Source organism: Aeromonas sp. 604443 (assembly GCF_049170315.1).
In the GTDB taxonomy this organism is placed as follows: domain Bacteria; phylum Pseudomonadota; class Gammaproteobacteria; order Enterobacterales; family Aeromonadaceae; genus Aeromonas; species Aeromonas veronii_A.
The window spans coordinates 1-16,367 of record NZ_JAAKMI010000007.1 but is presented as its reverse complement, the minus strand read 5'-3'; the positions used below and the strand labels follow the sequence as shown (position 1 = coordinate 16,367).

13 protein-coding genes are annotated in these 16,367 nt (G+C 55.0%); 7 read left to right on the top strand and 6 right to left on the bottom strand.

Going from position 1 to position 16,367, the window contains the following annotated elements; all coding sequences use genetic code 11:
- Window positions 1-35 precede the first annotated feature (35 nt).
- The 4 genes from G5380_RS11455 to rfaD form a co-directional block, all read right to left on the bottom strand.
- The gene (locus tag G5380_RS11455; RefSeq protein WP_421209187.1) at window positions 36-1,112 is read right to left on the bottom strand and encodes a glycosyltransferase family 9 protein; all 1,077 of its coding nucleotides are present in this window, start codon (window positions 1,110-1,112) and stop codon (window positions 36-38) included.
- Window positions 1,109-2,335, bottom strand: a complete 1,227-nt coding sequence (locus G5380_RS11450) for an O-antigen ligase family protein (protein WP_421209186.1) — start codon at window positions 2,333-2,335, stop codon at window positions 1,109-1,111. The genes G5380_RS11455 and G5380_RS11450 overlap by 4 nt, the downstream gene beginning before the upstream one ends.
- A gap of 3 nt (window positions 2,336-2,338) precedes the next feature.
- Entirely contained in the window at window positions 2,339-4,099 is a 1,761-nt protein-coding gene (locus G5380_RS11445) for a polysaccharide deacetylase family protein (RefSeq protein WP_421209185.1), read from the bottom strand.
- A gap of 118 nt (window positions 4,100-4,217) precedes the next feature.
- Window positions 4,218-5,174 carry an ADP-glyceromanno-heptose 6-epimerase gene (gene rfaD, locus G5380_RS11440; protein WP_005340846.1) on the bottom strand — a complete coding sequence of 319 codons (957 nt, stop codon included), beginning with the start codon at window positions 5,172-5,174 and terminating at the stop codon, window positions 4,218-4,220.
- Between the two features lie 158 nt (window positions 5,175-5,332).
- Between rfaD and G5380_RS11435 the strand changes: the two genes are divergently transcribed.
- The 5 genes from G5380_RS11435 (at window position 5,333) to G5380_RS11415 (ending at window position 11,388) form a co-directional block, all read left to right on the top strand.
- Window positions 5,333-5,977, top strand: a complete 645-nt coding sequence (locus tag G5380_RS11435) for a TetR/AcrR family transcriptional regulator (RefSeq protein ID WP_100644767.1) — start codon at window positions 5,333-5,335, stop codon at window positions 5,975-5,977.
- A 115-nt stretch (window positions 5,978-6,092) separates the two neighbouring features.
- Complete coding sequence (locus G5380_RS11430; RefSeq protein ID WP_216952604.1) at window positions 6,093-7,283, top strand: glycine C-acetyltransferase; 1,191 nt, start codon at window positions 6,093-6,095, stop codon at window positions 7,281-7,283.
- 55 nt (window positions 7,284-7,338) lie between these two features.
- Entirely contained in the window at window positions 7,339-8,367 is a 1,029-nt protein-coding gene (gene tdh / locus G5380_RS11425; RefSeq protein WP_005340852.1) for an L-threonine 3-dehydrogenase, read from the top strand.
- Between the two features lie 197 nt (window positions 8,368-8,564).
- The gene (locus tag G5380_RS11420; RefSeq protein ID WP_227341639.1) at window positions 8,565-9,020 is read left to right on the top strand and encodes a c-type cytochrome; all 456 of its coding nucleotides are present in this window, start codon (window positions 8,565-8,567) and stop codon (window positions 9,018-9,020) included.
- Between the two features lie 85 nt (window positions 9,021-9,105).
- Window positions 9,106-11,388 carry a putative bifunctional diguanylate cyclase/phosphodiesterase gene (locus G5380_RS11415; RefSeq protein WP_216979758.1) on the top strand — a complete coding sequence of 761 codons (2,283 nt, stop codon included), beginning with the start codon at window positions 9,106-9,108 and terminating at the stop codon, window positions 11,386-11,388.
- Here G5380_RS11415 and rep read toward each other — a convergent pair.
- Window positions 11,385-13,397: a DNA helicase Rep gene (gene rep, locus G5380_RS11410; protein WP_421352758.1), complete on the bottom strand. Its 2,013-nt coding sequence runs from the start codon at window positions 13,395-13,397 to the stop codon at window positions 11,385-11,387. The two genes, G5380_RS11415 and rep, sit on opposite strands and share 4 nt — an antisense overlap.
- Before the next feature lie 181 nt (window positions 13,398-13,578).
- On the opposite strand from rep, the gene G5380_RS11405 reads away from it, so the two are divergent.
- Together G5380_RS11405 and G5380_RS11400 are read left to right on the top strand one after the other, a co-directional pair.
- Window positions 13,579-14,799 (top strand): SufS family cysteine desulfurase, encoded by a 1,221-nt coding sequence (locus G5380_RS11405; protein WP_421352757.1) that lies wholly within the window; start codon window positions 13,579-13,581, stop codon window positions 14,797-14,799.
- A 13-nt stretch (window positions 14,800-14,812) separates the two neighbouring features.
- Window positions 14,813-15,247 carry a SufE family protein gene (locus G5380_RS11400; protein WP_407957124.1) on the top strand — a complete coding sequence of 145 codons (435 nt, stop codon included), beginning with the start codon at window positions 14,813-14,815 and terminating at the stop codon, window positions 15,245-15,247.
- 21 nt (window positions 15,248-15,268) lie between these two features.
- On the opposite strand, the gene tcdA is transcribed toward G5380_RS11400, so the two are convergent.
- Window positions 15,269-16,105, bottom strand: a complete 837-nt coding sequence (tcdA, locus tag G5380_RS11395) for a tRNA cyclic N6-threonylcarbamoyladenosine(37) synthase TcdA (RefSeq protein ID WP_064339107.1) — start codon at window positions 16,103-16,105, stop codon at window positions 15,269-15,271.
- Between the last annotated feature and the right edge of the window lie 262 nt (window positions 16,106-16,367).

Below are 16,367 nucleotides of genomic sequence, written 5' to 3'. Positions count from 1 at the left end.
TTATTCTGCACCAGGCTATGGTGCAGAAATCTAAATTATTGTGCTATGTACTGAACATACCAATCATTAAATTGATTCTCAAACTCATCCATATTAATGTAGTTTACATTTTGTTCTTTTTTAGCATCAACATACATTACCATGGCTTTCTCAAAATTTGGTAACCACTCCCGGTTTTCACCTTTACCAAAATTATCATTATATATTCCAAATATAGGTTTTTTAAGCCCTGCAGCAATGTGTACTGTCGCCGTATCTACAGACACGATACCGATACTATTTCTTATTTGAGCGAATAGAACACCTAAAGAATGGGATGAGTCATGTGTGATAACTCTTTCCCTTAAGATATCAGGCATTCTCCTGATATTGTGTTCTGTTTCAATTTTCTTTATCGGTGGATAGAGCAAACATACATTATATCCAGGCTTGCTCAACATAACCTTCAGGATCTCGATAATTTTTTCATCATTAAATGTTCGTGAGCTGCCACTACCGTAAGGATTAAAACAGATTGTGGGATTATCAGGCCAGCTATATTTAACGCTTGACTCATCTTCAAGATATTCTGGAACAATATAATCTGTATCGGGGTTATCAACCCCCATTTTATTAACGGCCAAGGCAAACTTCTGTGAGAAGTGAATATTCTTGGTTAAATGACCAATTTTAATATTCACACATTTTATTTTGTCATCTATACCAATAACATTTTTTACAGATAATTTTGAGATAAAGAAAATATCTTTCATCTTCATTTCATTAGTAAGATGAACAAGATATTCAATATCTCCTATATCTCTAGCCAATGAGGCGAGTGCTGCATAACTTGGTCTTTTCGGAATAGAATAAACTTCATCAAAAAGAAACTGGTTTTTAAATAAAGACCTCATCTCAGGGGTTGTAATTGCAACTACTTTTTTGCCTGGAAACTTCTTTTTTATTTCACGAGCGACCCAAGATGATACTATGGCATCCCCCAATTTGGCATCCCAACGAACAAAGACTATAGCACCATCTTCATTTGAAGACGATCTCAAAGATCGGTCAAAAAGCACAATCCCTATTTTACGACGAATGATATCGCGCCATGATTGCAATTTCTTAATCATTTTCTTCCCTCCAAAGGCGATACCTTTATTGTGGTAATTAAAGCCGAAAATAAAAACATGAAGAATATCATCCCGGAGTTATGACTTATAAATGCTTGACTTAAGCTATAATCAACAAGAGTTAATGATGAAACCGCCAACATACTACTGACCAATAAGTTATCTCTATTTTTACTCGCAACCCAAAGTGGATAAAAGTACAGCAGGGCTAACATCAAGAAGCCTATAATGCCGCGTTTAGCCAATTCATCTAAAAATTGATTATGTGCATGTGAGTTAAAATTATAAATGAACTCAGATATAGAACCATTATTATATTGGTTTAATTGTGATAAGCGAATTCCGTTATTTCCCCAACCAAAAATTGGTTTTTCCAAAAAAGAGTTATATGCACTTTCCCACAACTGCAATCGAATGCCTAGAGATGTATCCGGATTCACACCATCAAAATAATGAACAACATCCGCTTTTGCATTATATATCCTATCCATTACGCCACTTTGCGGAAGCATAGCCAAGAAAAGCAACAAGGCACATACAGTGCTTGCATAGAGACCATCTTTCAGGGATAGCTGTTTTCTAAAATAAAAAACTATTGTAAACAAGACGATTGGAAGTAAAACCCAGCCACCTCTGGTCCCGGAGAGAAAACTGCCTATACCCCCCATTAAAAATGAAAGAAGCATAAAGGCAGCAATGTTTTTCTTCCCTAAATGGCGGAACCAGAAAAAAGCACACAGACATAACAATGCCAATGTCATGCTGATGTTTCCTGACTGAATTGGCATGCTTTCATCAAAAGCTCGAGGCATTCCAAGATAAAACTTTTCATATATTGCGATTAGACCTGAACTCACTGCTCCTATAGAGAGGCCAGCAATAAGAACGTTTATGTTAATGGGGAACACACTTAATAAAGGTAAGGTCATTGCAGCCATTAACAAGCGACTTGGTCGGTCTAACTCTTTGAGAGCGCCACCATCAATCCCGATTGATACTGCTTGGATGACAAAAAAAGAGATGAATATATATGATAATATTTTCACCTCTGAACTCATTGCCAAATAATATTTTTTACGCCAAAAGACAAAAACACTTGCCAAAACTAAAATGCTGGGCCCATATCCATAGCCACTGGGGACCGTTAAAACTATTGCGCCAAATAAAAAAGCTGCAAATTGCACAATAATATTTAGTCGTAGGCAATTTTTATCTAAATTCACAAGTTATTTCCTGAACACATAATTCCCACGAATTTTTCGCCACAGCCCGAATACATCGGTACGGGGGAAGATGGCAATCCGGCGGATCTGGAAAGGGTCCTGGTGCATCGCTTTGGGGCCGCTATTGGTAGCGACGGCAAAACGATACCCGGCGGTGATAGCCTGTTCCTTGGCACTCTCGTTCATATCTCCGTAAGGGTAGGCAAACGAGAGCAACGGATGGCCAAGCAGGGCCTCCAGTTGGCGTTTATTCTCCTGAATTTCATGGGCTTGCTGTTCGGGTGTGAGCTTGCTCAAGCGGGGGTGAGTCAGGGTATGACCACCAATTTCCACATGACCGCTGGCGGCCAGCGCCTTGACCTGCTCGCCACTCATCAATGAAACCTTGGTATCCGGATTGGTCGGATGCTCCACATCCCAACGGTTATAGCCTGCACCGGTGACCACGTACACCACGGCTTTGTAACCATATTTTTCCAGCAGCGGCAGCATGCGGGTCAGGTTGTCCTGATAGCCGTCATCGGCGGTGATCATCAGGTACTTCTTGCCGTATTGCAGACGGTGGATAAAGCCTTTGTCCGCCAAATCGCGGAAAGTCAGGGTTTCGTAGCCGAGCCACTTCATCAGTCGCAGATGCTTCTCGAACATGGTGATCGGCATCCAGGTGCCATGCACCCCTTTCTCGCTATCCTGTTCGATAAAACGGTGGTACATGATGACGGGCATCTCGCGGCGCAGGGTTTCGACTACGGCATCCTGATAGATGGTTTCGAGGCCGGATACTACCCCCTGCAAGCCATACTCATCCTGAATGCGTTGGCGAATGGCTTCCGGCACCACATTGCTTGCGAGGGCGGATTCGATTTCGCCCTTCAGCGCGGCAAAATCGATGGCCAGATCCTTGGGGCCGATATCGCCAAAATTACTCGCCAGAGCATCATCCAGATTCTGTTCGGTTACCAGACCAACTGCCTTGGCTTCACCAATGGCAAAGGCGGGCCGACCACAGAGCAGTGCTTCCATCGCTACCCGACCGGCGCCGATCACCAGATCGCAACTCGCCAGCAGAGCGGGCACATCGTCAACATAGCCAACAAACTCGGCACGGCCTTCGAAACGGGCAAAGCGCTCAGGCACCTTGGTACCACTGACAATCCGCACCTTGTAGGCATCCAGATCGAGTACCTCGTCGAGCAGACGGTAACAGAGCTCCCCTTTGGGGCCGCTCAAACGGCCAATGATGGCAATCACCGGCTTTGGGTTGTCCGGCGCTGGCACAGGCTGGAATTTGTCGGTTTCGATACCGTTGCGCAGCACCTGCACGATCGCGGGATCGACCCCCAGATTGTCGACAATCTGATGGGCAATATCCTCACAAACGGCAACTGCCCGATAGCCGAGAGCATGGAATGCCTTGCGCGAAGCGTGCACCGGCTGGCGACCATGAACCGTGGTGATCATCGGGGTGCCAGTCAGCTTGCAGGCCACATAACTGCTCCAGCCGGAGGCGCGGGAGTGAGCATGCACCAACTGGATATGGTGCTTTTTGATGAGATAGATAAGGTAGAAGACGTGCCAGAAGCGGCGCAGAATGCTGCGCTTGTTGAATCTCAGCTTGAAGACTGGGCCAAGAGTCGGCTTGGTCAGGGTATCTGATACATAAAAGACGTTGTGACCACGCCGGGTCAGTTCGTTACCGACCGTGGTGGCATAGACCTCAGCTCCCGTTACCTCGAGCTGGGAGAGTGCCATCAATATATTCATCGCGCGGTTACCCGGTAGAGAAGAGAGGAACGGCAAGCAGCCACAGAGACCAGAAACCGGAAGCAGGCGAGTGCCCACTTCCGGTTTTGCGCTCAAACTGCCGCGTTGTGCTCACCCGTTAGCGGTTGAGCCAGGCCATGTAATCCGCTACCCCTTCGGCAACGGTTTTAAACTCGGCGTCATAACCCACGCTGCGCAGCTTGGTCATGTCAGCCTGGGTGAAGCTCTGGTAGCGACCCTTGAGGTGATCCGGGAAGGGAATGTACTCAATGGCTCCCTTCTGATGATGCTTGATCACCGCTTCGGCCACGTTCTGGAAAGGCTCGGCACGACCGGTACCGCAGTTGAAGATGCCGGAGTGCTGCGGGTTCTGCCAGAACCAGAGGTTTACCTTGCAGACATCGTCGATATAGATGAAGTCACGCATCTGGCCACCGTTCGGGAAGCCATCGCAACCTTCGAACAGCTTGGGATTCTCGCCCTTCTTCACCTGGGTATTGAGGTGGAAGGCGACGGAAGCCATAGAGCCTTTGTGCTGCTCGCGCGGGCCGTAGACGTTGAAGTACTTCAGGCCAACGACCTGAGAGTTGATCTCCGGCATCCAGCGGCGCACGTACTGGTCAAACAGCTGCTTGGAGTAGCCATAGACGTTGAGCGGCTGCTCGAACTTGGGATCTTCGATGAAGTTGTCGTTGCGGCCACCGTAGGTCGCGGCAGAAGAGGCGTAGATGAACGGAATTTCACGCTCGATGCAGTAGTGGAACAGATCCTTGGAGTACTCGTAGTTGACCTCCATGATGAACTTGCCGTTCCACTCGGTCGTCGCAGAGCAGGCGCCTTCGTGGAAGATCACCTCGATGCCGTTGTCCCACTCTTCAAACTCGTCACCGGAGACGATGCGAGCCTGAAACTCGTCTTTGTCCATGTAGTCAGCGATGGTCAGATCGACCAGGTTGACGAACTTGGTGCCGTCGGTCAGGTCATCAATGACCACGATATCGGTCCGTCCTTGAGCGTTCAGCTGCTTGACCAGATTGCTGCCGATAAAGCCAGCACCGCCAGTTACTACGATCATGGAGTTTGCCTCTCGTACGTTGATGGCTACATGTGACTGCTTGTTAAAGCTGTGTATAGTGAGCCAATTTGAAATTGCCGAAAAGTTTATCACGGGCCGTCCGGGGATTCGACCTTGTTCAAAACTGCCCCGAGCGGAACCTGTTGGAGGAATGAGTGATGAAAACCAGAGACAGGATCATTCACAGCGCGACCGAGCTGTTCAACGATCAGGGTGAACGCAACATCACCACCAACCATATTGCGGCGCACATGGGCATCAGCCCGGGCAACCTCTACTACCACTTCCGCAATAAAGAAGACATCATCCACTCCATCTTCGACCAGTATGCCCGCCACCTGAGCGAGAGCTTCGTGCCGACCCGCAACCGTGAGATCACCCTGCAGGACCTGATGGGCTATCTGGATGCCATCTTCTATCTGATGTGGCAGTTCCGCTTCTTCTACGCCAATCTGCCGGACATCCTGAGCCGTGACGAACCACTGCAGCAGAAGTACCTCAAGGCCCAAGAGCAGATGCGCTCCTCCGTGGTCGCCCTGCTCAGAAGCCTGCGCGAAGGGGGCATTATCGACGTCAGCGATGACGACCTGCCGGATCTGGGCCAGACCATCAAGATGGTGGTGACCTGCTGGATCCCGTTCCAGATTGCCCAAGCCCCCAACACCCGCATCACCAAACCTCTGCTCTATCAGGGCGTATTAAAGGTGCTGTTCCTGCTGCGCCCCTATGTGCAACCCCAGGTGGCCGGACAGATCCAGCAACTGGAACAGCACTACCGTCAGCTGGCCCAACCAGCTGGGTGAGATCTGTTTCACATTTGTTGAATATCAGCACAATCATTTGAATTTACCGCAACAGATTGCAGTAAAATGTCGCCCTCTGTTGATACGCAGCTGAAATAGCCACTAAGGATCGAGGATGTCTAACGGATTCTATCGTCACCTGACCGAGCAACTGAACCAGGTGCAAGCTGAAGGGTTGTACAAGCAGGAGCGCATCATCACCTCCGCCCAACAGGCCAGCATCGCCGTCGGCGGTGAGCAGGTACTGAACTTCTGTGCCAACAACTATCTTGGGCTGGCCAACCACCCGGATCTGATCGCTGCCGCCCATCAGGGACTCGACAGCCACGGCTTCGGCATGGCCTCGGTGCGCTTCATCTGCGGCACTCAGGACCAGCATAAAGCGCTGGAGCAGAAGATGTCCGCCTTCCTCGGCACCGAGGACACCATCCTCTACTCCTCCTGCTTCGATGCCAATGGCGGTCTTTTTGAGACCCTGTTCGGCGCCGAAGATGCCATCATCTCCGATGCCCTCAACCACGCCTCCATCATCGACGGCGTGCGGCTGTGCAAGGCCAAGCGCTATCGCTACGCCAACAACGACATGACCGAGCTGGAAGCCCAGCTCAAACAGGCTGACGCCGATGGCGCCCGCTTCAAGCTGATCGCCACCGACGGCGTTTTCTCCATGGATGGGGTCATCGCCGACCTCAAATCCATCTGCGATCTGGCGGACAAATACGATGCACTGGTGATGGTGGATGACTCCCATGCCGTCGGCTTTATCGGTGAAAACGGTCGTGGCACCCACGAATATTGCGGCGTGATGGATCGGGTCGACATCATCACCGGCACCCTGGGCAAGGCGCTCGGCGGCGCATCCGGCGGCTATACCTCCGGCAAGAAAGAGGTGATCGACTGGCTGCGTCAGCGCTCCCGCCCGTACCTCTTCTCCAACTCGCTGGCCCCCTCCATCGTTGCCGCCACCATCAAGGTGATCGACATGCTGGCGGAAGGTCACGACCTGCGCGCACGTCTGAAAGAGAACAGCCGTTACTTCCGCGAGCGGATGAGCGCAGCCGGTTTCACCTTGGCAGGCGCCGACCACGCCATCATTCCGGTGATGCTGGGGGATGCCAAACTCGCCTCCGAAATGGCAAGCCGCATGCTGGCAGCCGGCATCTATGTGGTGGGCTTCTCCTTCCCGGTCGTGCCCAAGGGTCAGGCGCGCATTCGCACCCAAATGTCTGCCGCCCATACCCGCGAGCAGCTGGACAAGGCGATCGACGCCTTTATCCGCATCGGCCGTGAACTCGGCGTTATCTGATTTGAATCAAGGGGCTGCAGCCCCTTTTTTCTGCATTCATATTGAAGGAACAGCCATGAAAGCACTCTCCAAACTGCACAAAGAGGTCGGCATCTGGATGACGGATGTACCGGCCCCCGAGCTCGGCCACAACGACCTGCTGATCAAGATCCGCAAAACCGCCATCTGCGGCACCGATATCCACATCTACAACTGGGACGAGTGGTCCCAGAAGACCATTCCGGTACCCATGGTGGTCGGCCATGAATATGTTGGGGAAGTGGTAGCCATCGGTCAGGAGGTGCGCGGCTTCGCCATCGGCGATCGGGTCTCCGGTGAAGGGCATATCACCTGCGGTCACTGCCGTAACTGCCGCGCTGGCCGCACTCACCTCTGCCGCAACACCATTGGTGTTGGCGTCAACCGCCCGGGCGCCTTTGCCGAGTATCTGGTGATCCCCGCATTCAACGCCTTCAAGCTGCCGGACAATATCCCGGACGAGCTGGCTGCCATCTTCGACCCGTTCGGCAATGCGGTGCACACCGCCCTCTCCTTCGATCTGGTGGGTGAAGATGTGCTCATTACCGGGGCAGGCCCCATCGGCATCATGGCCGCCGCCGTCTGCCGCCATGTGGGTGCGCGCCACGTGGTGATCACCGACGTCAACGAATATCGACTGGAGCTGGCCCGCAAGATGGGCGCTACCCGCGCGGTCAACGTGGCCAAGGAGAAGTTGGCCGACGTGATGAGCGAGCTGGGCATGACCGAAGGGTTCGACGTGGGGCTGGAGATGTCCGGCGTCCCGAGCGCCTTCCAGGAGATGCTCGACAAGATGAACCATGGCGGCAAGATCGCCATGCTCGGCATTCCCCCCTCCACCATGGCCATCGACTGGAACAAGGTGATCTTCAAGGGGCTGTTTATCAAAGGGATCTATGGCCGCGAGATGTTCGAGACCTGGTACAAAATGGCCAGCCTGATCCAGTCCGGGCTGGATCTCTCCCCCATCATCACCCACAGATTCCACATCGACGAATTCCAGCAGGGGTTCGATGCGATGCGCTCCGGCCACTCCGGCAAGGTGATCCTGAGCTGGGATAAATAGGCCGTTTCACCCCTTGGTTAACCGAAACCCGGCGAATGCCGGGTTTCTTTTTATCTCCACCGCCCGAATTGCCGTGATATCGACCAAAACTTTGTACGCAGAGTGTTTAACACTTCACACACAAGCGTTTAAATGGCTGTAACTATTCGGTTATAATCCCGTCGTTTACATGGATAATAAAAGACTGCTGGGAGTATATGAGCGTGTTGAAAAAACTGAGCTATTTGCTGGCTGTCGGGATGACGGCCGCCAGCTTGTCTGGGGCAGTGCTTGCTGCCGATGAGATGTCACCGGAGGCCATTGCCGAGCGGATCAAACCAATCGGTCAGGTCTATACCGCCAAGGATCTGGAAGGTATTGCCGGCGCGAGTGCTGCACCGACGGCGGCCGCCTCTTCCGGTCCCCGCGATGGCGAAACGGTATACAAGGGCGCCTGCTTTGCCTGTCACGACACCGGCGCCGCCGGTGCCCCCAAACGGGGTGACAAGGCCGCCTGGGATCCTCGCATCGCTCAGGGCATTGATACTCTCAAGAAACATGCCATCGAAGGCTTCACCGGCAAGTCCGGCATGATGCCTCCACGCGGCACTTGTGCGAGCTGCAGCGACGAAGAGATTGAAAACGCCATTCACTACATGACTGACAACCTCTAAGTATTTGAAAGGGCCGCAATTGCGGCCCTTTCAATCTATCGGCTTCCGACTACTCTTGTAGGGTAGGCATAGTCGGGAGTTGCTCATGTCGCCCCATTCCACCGAATCCCACTACTCAACTCCTCTGCTGGCGTTGGTCTCTGCCATTATGGATTTTCCGGCTCCCCCTACAGCGCAGAGCAGCGATTATGATGATCTGATAAAGCAGATAAACCAGCTCTGCCCGTTGCAGCATTTCGGCATGCTGGGCCTCTCCGACAGTGGTCTGAACTGGCTCTACGCCTACAAAATCAGCGATACCTTCAAGCAACAACTGGGGCGGGAGCAGTCCCGCATCACCGATCAGCTCACCCAGCTCGATGAGGCCGAAGGGTGGTGCGTCTTTCCTATCGAACATGGTCAGGTGCAGTGGCTGCTGGCTCGCGGCGAACCATCCGACCTGCCCACATTACGCCTGCTGCTGGAGTGTCTATCCAAACGGCTGACCGAAACCCAAGCGGGCTCCCATCTCACCGAGCTGCCTTCTCCGCTGATCCGCAAAGACCCGAACTGGAAAAAGAAAATCGAGAGCATCAGCCGCATCATGCGACTGGCCAACACCCTGCCCGGTCAGGCGCTCTTCTCCCAGCTGGAGGCGGTGCTGCGCCAGATGCTCGCCATTGAGGATATGCTGCTGGTCAGGCTCCACAGCCATACGCTTGAGAAGATTTATCCCGCACATCCTCGTCAAAGCGACGAATTCATCAGCGGTTTGTGCCACAGCACCAGCAATATCGAGGTCAACAGGGAGGCAACCTACTGGCACAGCATGCCGCTACGGCTGCAACAACAGTACTTCGCCCACTTCATCATCAGCACCGCGCAACCGCTGGAGACAGACGACAAGCTGTTTCTCGACTTCCTGCGTGGCCAGCTCACCCTGCTGTTGGAGCTGAAGCGGATCCGCCAGCAGCTTAACGACATCAATAGTGAAGACTCCATCAACCAGCGGCTGCAACAGCTGCGTCAGACCAACCTCAGGCTGCAAAAGCAGCTCAAGCAGCATCAGGAGCTGGAACGGCGGCTGCAATTCGATGCGCTTCACGACCCGCTGACCCAGCTACCGAACCGGGCACTGTTGATGAACCACCTCAATCAAGCCATGACCCACTACAACCGCTACAAGTCACCGGGGTTTGCGGTGATCTTCATCGATGTGGATCACTTCAAGCAGATCAATGACACCCTGGGCCACAGTGCTGGTGATCAGCTGCTCAAGGAGGTAAGCCGCCGCCTCCAGACCTGCATCCGGCAAAACGATATGGTGGCCAGATTGGGGGGCGACGAGTTCGTCATCTATCTCGATAGCAGCAAACATGAAGATGACATCAGCCCGGTGCTCAACCGTATCATCAGCCGCCTCTCCTATCCGTTCCGGCTGCTTGGCAATGAGCTGAGTATTACCGTCAGCCTGGGGGTATCGAGTGTGTCCGAACAGACATCGGATATCAGCCAGTTACTCCACCAGGCCGATCTGGCCATGTACCAGGCCAAACGCAATGGCCGCAGCCGCATCGTCAGCTACTCGGATGATTGCATCAACCAGAACTGGAATTCGCCGGAAGAGATGCTGGCTCGGGCCCTGCGGGAAGGGCGTATCGTCCCCTACTACCAACCGGTGATCCGGCTACAGGATAGCCGCCTGACCGGTCTGGAGGTGATGGCGCGCTGGCTGACCGAAGAGGGAATTCTGAAGGATGCATTCGACTTTATTCCGCTGGCGGAGCAATGTGGCCTGATTCTGGAGCTGGATTATCAGATCCTGCGCCACACCTGCCAGCAACTGAAAGTGTGGCTTCCGATCTCGGGCCAGAGCAAGTTCAAGGTCGCCATCAACCTCTCCGGCAAACATCTGGTCAACCATGATCACATCATGCGGTTGGTGGACATTATCGATGAGGAGGGGATAGCACCAGGCTATCTGATCTTTGAATTCAACGAGCGGGAGCTGTCGCGGCAGGATTCCGATGCGCTGGCCTCCCTGCATGAGCTGAGGGCCAAGGGTATCCAGATCAGCCTCGATGATTTCGGCACCGGCTTCTCCTCCCTCAACGCCCTGTTCCATTTCCCGGTAGATTACATCAAGGTGGATGACAGCTTTACCCAGCGGATGCTGCAGTCCCCCAAAGATCTGGCGCTGATCCGCGCCATGCGGGATATCTGTCAGGATCTCGATTACACCCTTGTGGTTGAAGGCATTGAGAACCAGCAGCAGTTACAGAAGCTGATAGATATCGGCTGCCGGATGGGGCAAGGACGCTATATATCTCCCCCCATGCCGGGAGCAGACATCATTCCACTGCTATCCCCCGGCAACGCAACCTCCTAATCTTTCTTGAACATGGCGCGCAGATTGGCCACCGCCATCTGCCCCTTCTGCTGGCGCTCCTCGGCAGTCACCTTCTTCTGGTTTTCCCATTCAAGGTCATCCTGCGGCAGCTCCAGCAGGAAGCGGCTCGGCTCCGGACGTACCGACTCGCCAAACTGACGCCGCTCCTTGCAGAGGGTGAAGGTCAGTTCGGTCTGAGCCCGGGTGATGCCCACGTAGGCGAGACGCCGCTCCTCCTCCACATTGTCCTCGTCGATGCTGGTCTGGTGGGGCAGCAAGCCCTCCTCCATCCCCACCATGTAAACATAGGGGAACTCCAGCCCCTTTGAGGCATGCAACGTCATCAACTGCACCTGATCCGCGTCGTCCTCCCCCTCGTTGCGCTCCATCATGTCGCGCAGGGTGAGGCGATTGACCACCTGAGCCAGCGTCATCGACTCTTCCAGCTCATCTCCTTCCAGCATCTCGGTGATCCAGCGATAGAGAGTAGAAACGTTCTGCATCCGCATTTCTGCCGCTTTCGGGCTGGGGGAGGTCTCGTAGAGCCACTCTTCGTAGTGGATCTCCTTGATCATGTCCCGCACCGCCTCCACCGGATTGCCACGCAGCGCCTGATCGCCAAGGCGTACCAGCCAGTTGGTGAAAGCCTGCAGGGCCACGAGGCCCCGCCCGGAGAGGTGCTGCTCCAACCCAAGCTCGAAGCTGGCGGCAAACAGGCTCTTTCCGCGTTGATTGGCATACTGCCCCAGTTTTTCGAGGGTAGTGGGGCCAATCTCGCGGCGCGGCAGGTTGACCACCCGCAGGAAGGCGGTGTCCTCATCCGGATTCACCAGCAGCTTGAGGTAGGCCATGATGTCCTTGATCTCGGTGCGGGAGAAAAACGAGGTGCCGCCGGAGATACGGTAAGGAATCCGGTTGGTCATCAGCGCCTTCTCGAAGATGCGCGACTGATGGTTGCCCCGATAGAGGATGGCGTAATCCTTGAACCGGGTGCGGTTCATAAACTTGTGGCCCATCATCTCGGCAGCGATCCGCTCCGCTTCGTGCTCCTCGTTCTTGGCGAACAGCACCTTGAGCTTCACCCCTTCATCCAACTCGGAGAAGAGCGCCTTGTCATAGACGTGCGGGTTGTTGGCGATCAGGATGTTGGCGCATTTGAGGATCCGCCGCTTGGAGCGGTAGTTCTGCTCCAGCTTGATCAGCTTGAGGCTGGGGAAATCTTCGCTCAGCAGCACCAGGTTCTGCGGCTTGGCACCGCGCCAGGAGTAGATGGACTGGTCATCATCCCCTACCACGGTAAAACGGGCCCGCTCGCCGACGATCTGCTTCACCAGCTCGTATTGGCTGGTGTTGGTGTCTTGGTACTCATCGACCAGCAGATAGCGGATCTTGTTCTGCCAGCGCTCGCGCACCTCCTGATTGCTCTTGAGCAGCAGGGTCGGCATCACGATGAGGTCGTCAAAATCCAGCGCGTTATAGGCCACCATCTGCCGGTGATAACGTTCGTAGAGCTGGGCCATCAACACCTCTTCCGGCCCGCGAGCAATACGCATGGCGCGGGCCGGCAGGATAAGATCGTTCTTCCAGTTGGAGATTTGGCTGATAAGGGCCGAGAGCTTGTCCTTGTCGTTGTCGAGCTCGTCTTCAGTCAACTCTTTCAGCAGCGCCAGCTGGTCGGTGTCATCGAACAGGGAGAAGTTCGCCTTGAGATTCAGGCTCTTGTGCTCACGACGAATGATATCGAGCCCCAGGGTATGGAAGGTGGAGACCATCAGCCCCCGCGCCTCCTTACGTCCCAGGGTCTGGCCGACCCGCTCCTTCATCTCCCGCGCCGCCTTGTTGGTAAAGGTGACGGCGGCGATATTGCGCGCACTGTAGCCGCACTGCTGCACCAGATAGGCAATCTTGTTGGTGATGACGCGGGTCTTGCCCGATCCGGCACCCGCCAGCACCAGGCAAGGGCCGGAGACATACTTGACCGCTTCGTTCTGATTGGGGTTGAGCTTCATGGGCCGGATCTCTTGGCTTATGATGAGGGGCGGCATTGTACCAGAAATCACCCGACGAGCCGTACCTGCTGCACGGCAGGCAACCGCCCATCGGGCTTATCGCGCCTTGTGTTCGGGCGCTATTTTCAGGATCATGGCCGACCTTTCGAGATGATGACTTTTTCCAGATGATGAGGGGAGCATGAATCAGCAACAGCACGACCAACTGCGCAGCCAGTTTCCGGCCTTGGCGCAGGAGGTAAACGGCCACCCTCTGGTCTATCTGGACAACGCCGCCACCACCCAGAAGCCGCGCGCGGTACTGGATGCCATCGCTCACTACTATCGGGCCGACAACGCCAATGTGCACCGTGCCGCCCATGCTCTGAGTGGCCGCGCTACCCGCGCCTTTGAGGCTGCCCGCGAGACGGTCGCCCGCTTTATCAATGCGCCCCGCAGCCACGAAGTTATCTGGACCCGTGGTACCACAGAAGCGATCAATCTGGTAGCCCAGAGCTGGGGGATGAGCGAGCTCAAAGCGGGGGACGAGATCATCCTCAGCACGCTGGAGCACCACGCCAACATCGTCCCGTGGCAGCTGGTCGACCAACGCACAGGAGCGGTGATCCGGGTCATCCCCCTCGATAAACGGGGCGATCTCGATCTGGCCGCCTATCACGCCATGCTGGGGCCACGTACCCGGCTGGTGAGCGTGGCCCACGTATCCAATGCCCTTGGCACCGTCAATCCAGTCAAAGAGATGGTGGCAGCGGCCAAGGCAGCTGGCGCCGTGACACTGATCGACGGCGCCCAGGCGGTGGCTCATCTCGAGGTGGATGTGCAAGCCATCGGTTGCGACTTCTACGCCTTCTCCGGTCACAAGCTCTATGGCCCGACCGGCATCGGTGTGTTGTGGGGCCGCACCGAACTACTGGAGCGGATGCCGCCCTGGCAAGCCGGTGGCGAGATGATCGATCGGGTCAGTTTCAGTGGCACCACCTTCAATACCCTGCCCTTCAAATTCGAGGCGGGCACCCCCCATATCGCTGGCGCCATCGGCCTCGCCGCCGCCATCGACTTTGTGATGGCGCAAGATCGGCAATGGCTCGCCCGACATGAGCAGGCACTGAGCGACTATCTGGTCGCAGGTCTGCAACAGGTGCCGGGGCTGCGTCTGGTCGGCGAACCTGGCCAACGCGCCGGTGCTGTCTCTTTCTTGCTCGACGACATCCACCCGCAAGATGCTGCTACCCTGCTCGACATGCAGGGGATCGCCCTGCGAGTCGGCCATCACTGCGCTATGCCGCTGATGGAATCACTCGGGATCGGCGGCACCATGCGCGCCTCGCTGGCCTGCTACAGCAATCGGGACGATGTCGACGCCCTGCTGGCCGCCCTGCACAAACTCAGTGACTTCTTCTAAGGCAGACAACCGAATGAGTGACCTCGCAAGCTATACCCAGATTGGCCTTGAGCCCAACGCCGACACCATCCGCCAGCAGTTTGCCGCCGCCCACGGCTGGGAGAACCAGTACCGGCTCATCATCCAGCTCGGCAAGCAGTTGCCGGTGCTACCCGGCGAATGGCAGCAGGAGGAGTTCCGCCTAAAGGGGTGTGAAAGCCAGGCCTGGCTGAAGGGAGAACAAAGCGAGGATGGCTGCTGGCACTTTGCCTGTGATTCCGATGCCCGCATCGTGCGAGGCCTTATCGTCATCGTGCTGGCCGCGCTCAACCACCAATCGTCTGCGGCGATCCAGGATTTTGATATGGAAGGCTATTTCAGCGAACTTGGGCTTGAGAAACACTTGAGCCCGTCACGAGGTAACGGGCTCAGAGCGATCGTACTGGCGATCCGGGAACAGGCTGTCTAACCCGCTCTGTTCAGTGGTCGATTAGGCTTCACCAATCGACCCGGCTTCTTCATTCCCGCTCTCTTTCTCGGCGCGGGCCCCCCGCTCGGCAATCTTCTTCAATACCCGGGACGCGGCAACCAGCCCAAAGGTTGCCGTCACCGGTGTCACGGCGCCAAAGCCGGAGGCGCAATCCATCTTCATGGTGCCATCGCTGGCTGCCTTGGCCTGACAGGTGCCACCATTGCCATCCGGATAACTCAACTGCTCGGTTGAGAAGACACACTCCACCCCGAATTTGCGCGCCGGATTCTTGCTGAAGTTGTGCAACCGGCGCAGGTCGGAGCGCACCTTGGCGGCCAACGGATCCTGAATGGTCTTGGCCAGATCGGCTACGGTGATTTGGGTCGGGTCCATCTGCCCGCCAGCACCACCCGCGACAATCACCGGGATCTTGTTGCGCTTGCAGAAGGCAATCAGCGCCACCTTGGCCTTGACCGAATCGATGGCATCCACCACATAGTCAAACTCTCGCTTGATATGCTCGGCCAAGTTGTCGGCGGTGACGAAATCGTCCACCTCGATCACTTCGCAATCCGGATTGATGGCGCGAATACGCTCGGCCATCACCTCGGTCTTGAGGCGACCGACCGTCCCCTGCATAGCGTGGATCTGGCGATTGGTGTTGGTGATGCAGATATCGTCCATGTCGATCAGGGTGATCTGGTTGATACCGGCACGGGCCAGCGCCTCCGCCGCCCAGGAGCCAACACCGCCGATCCCCACCACACAGACCTTGGCCTGGCTAAAGGAACGCAGGGCGTTCTGACCATAAAGACGGGCAATGCCCCCGAATCGCTGTAGATATTCTGCTTTCATACCACCACCTTGCTTGAGGGCGGCCATTATAACGGCAACCAGAGCCAGCGGCGATGGCAGAACCGGAGAAAATCGAGGAGGAAAAATGGAGAAAACGGCAGGGAAGAGGGAATAAAAGGTCAGTTATCTGACGATTTTCTAAATTGCAGGCAATAAAAAACCCCGCTCTATGAGCGGGGTTCTTAAATTGGGTGCCTGGCAGTGTCCTACTCTCGCATGGCGAATGCCACACTACCATCGGCGCTACCGCGTTTCACTTCTG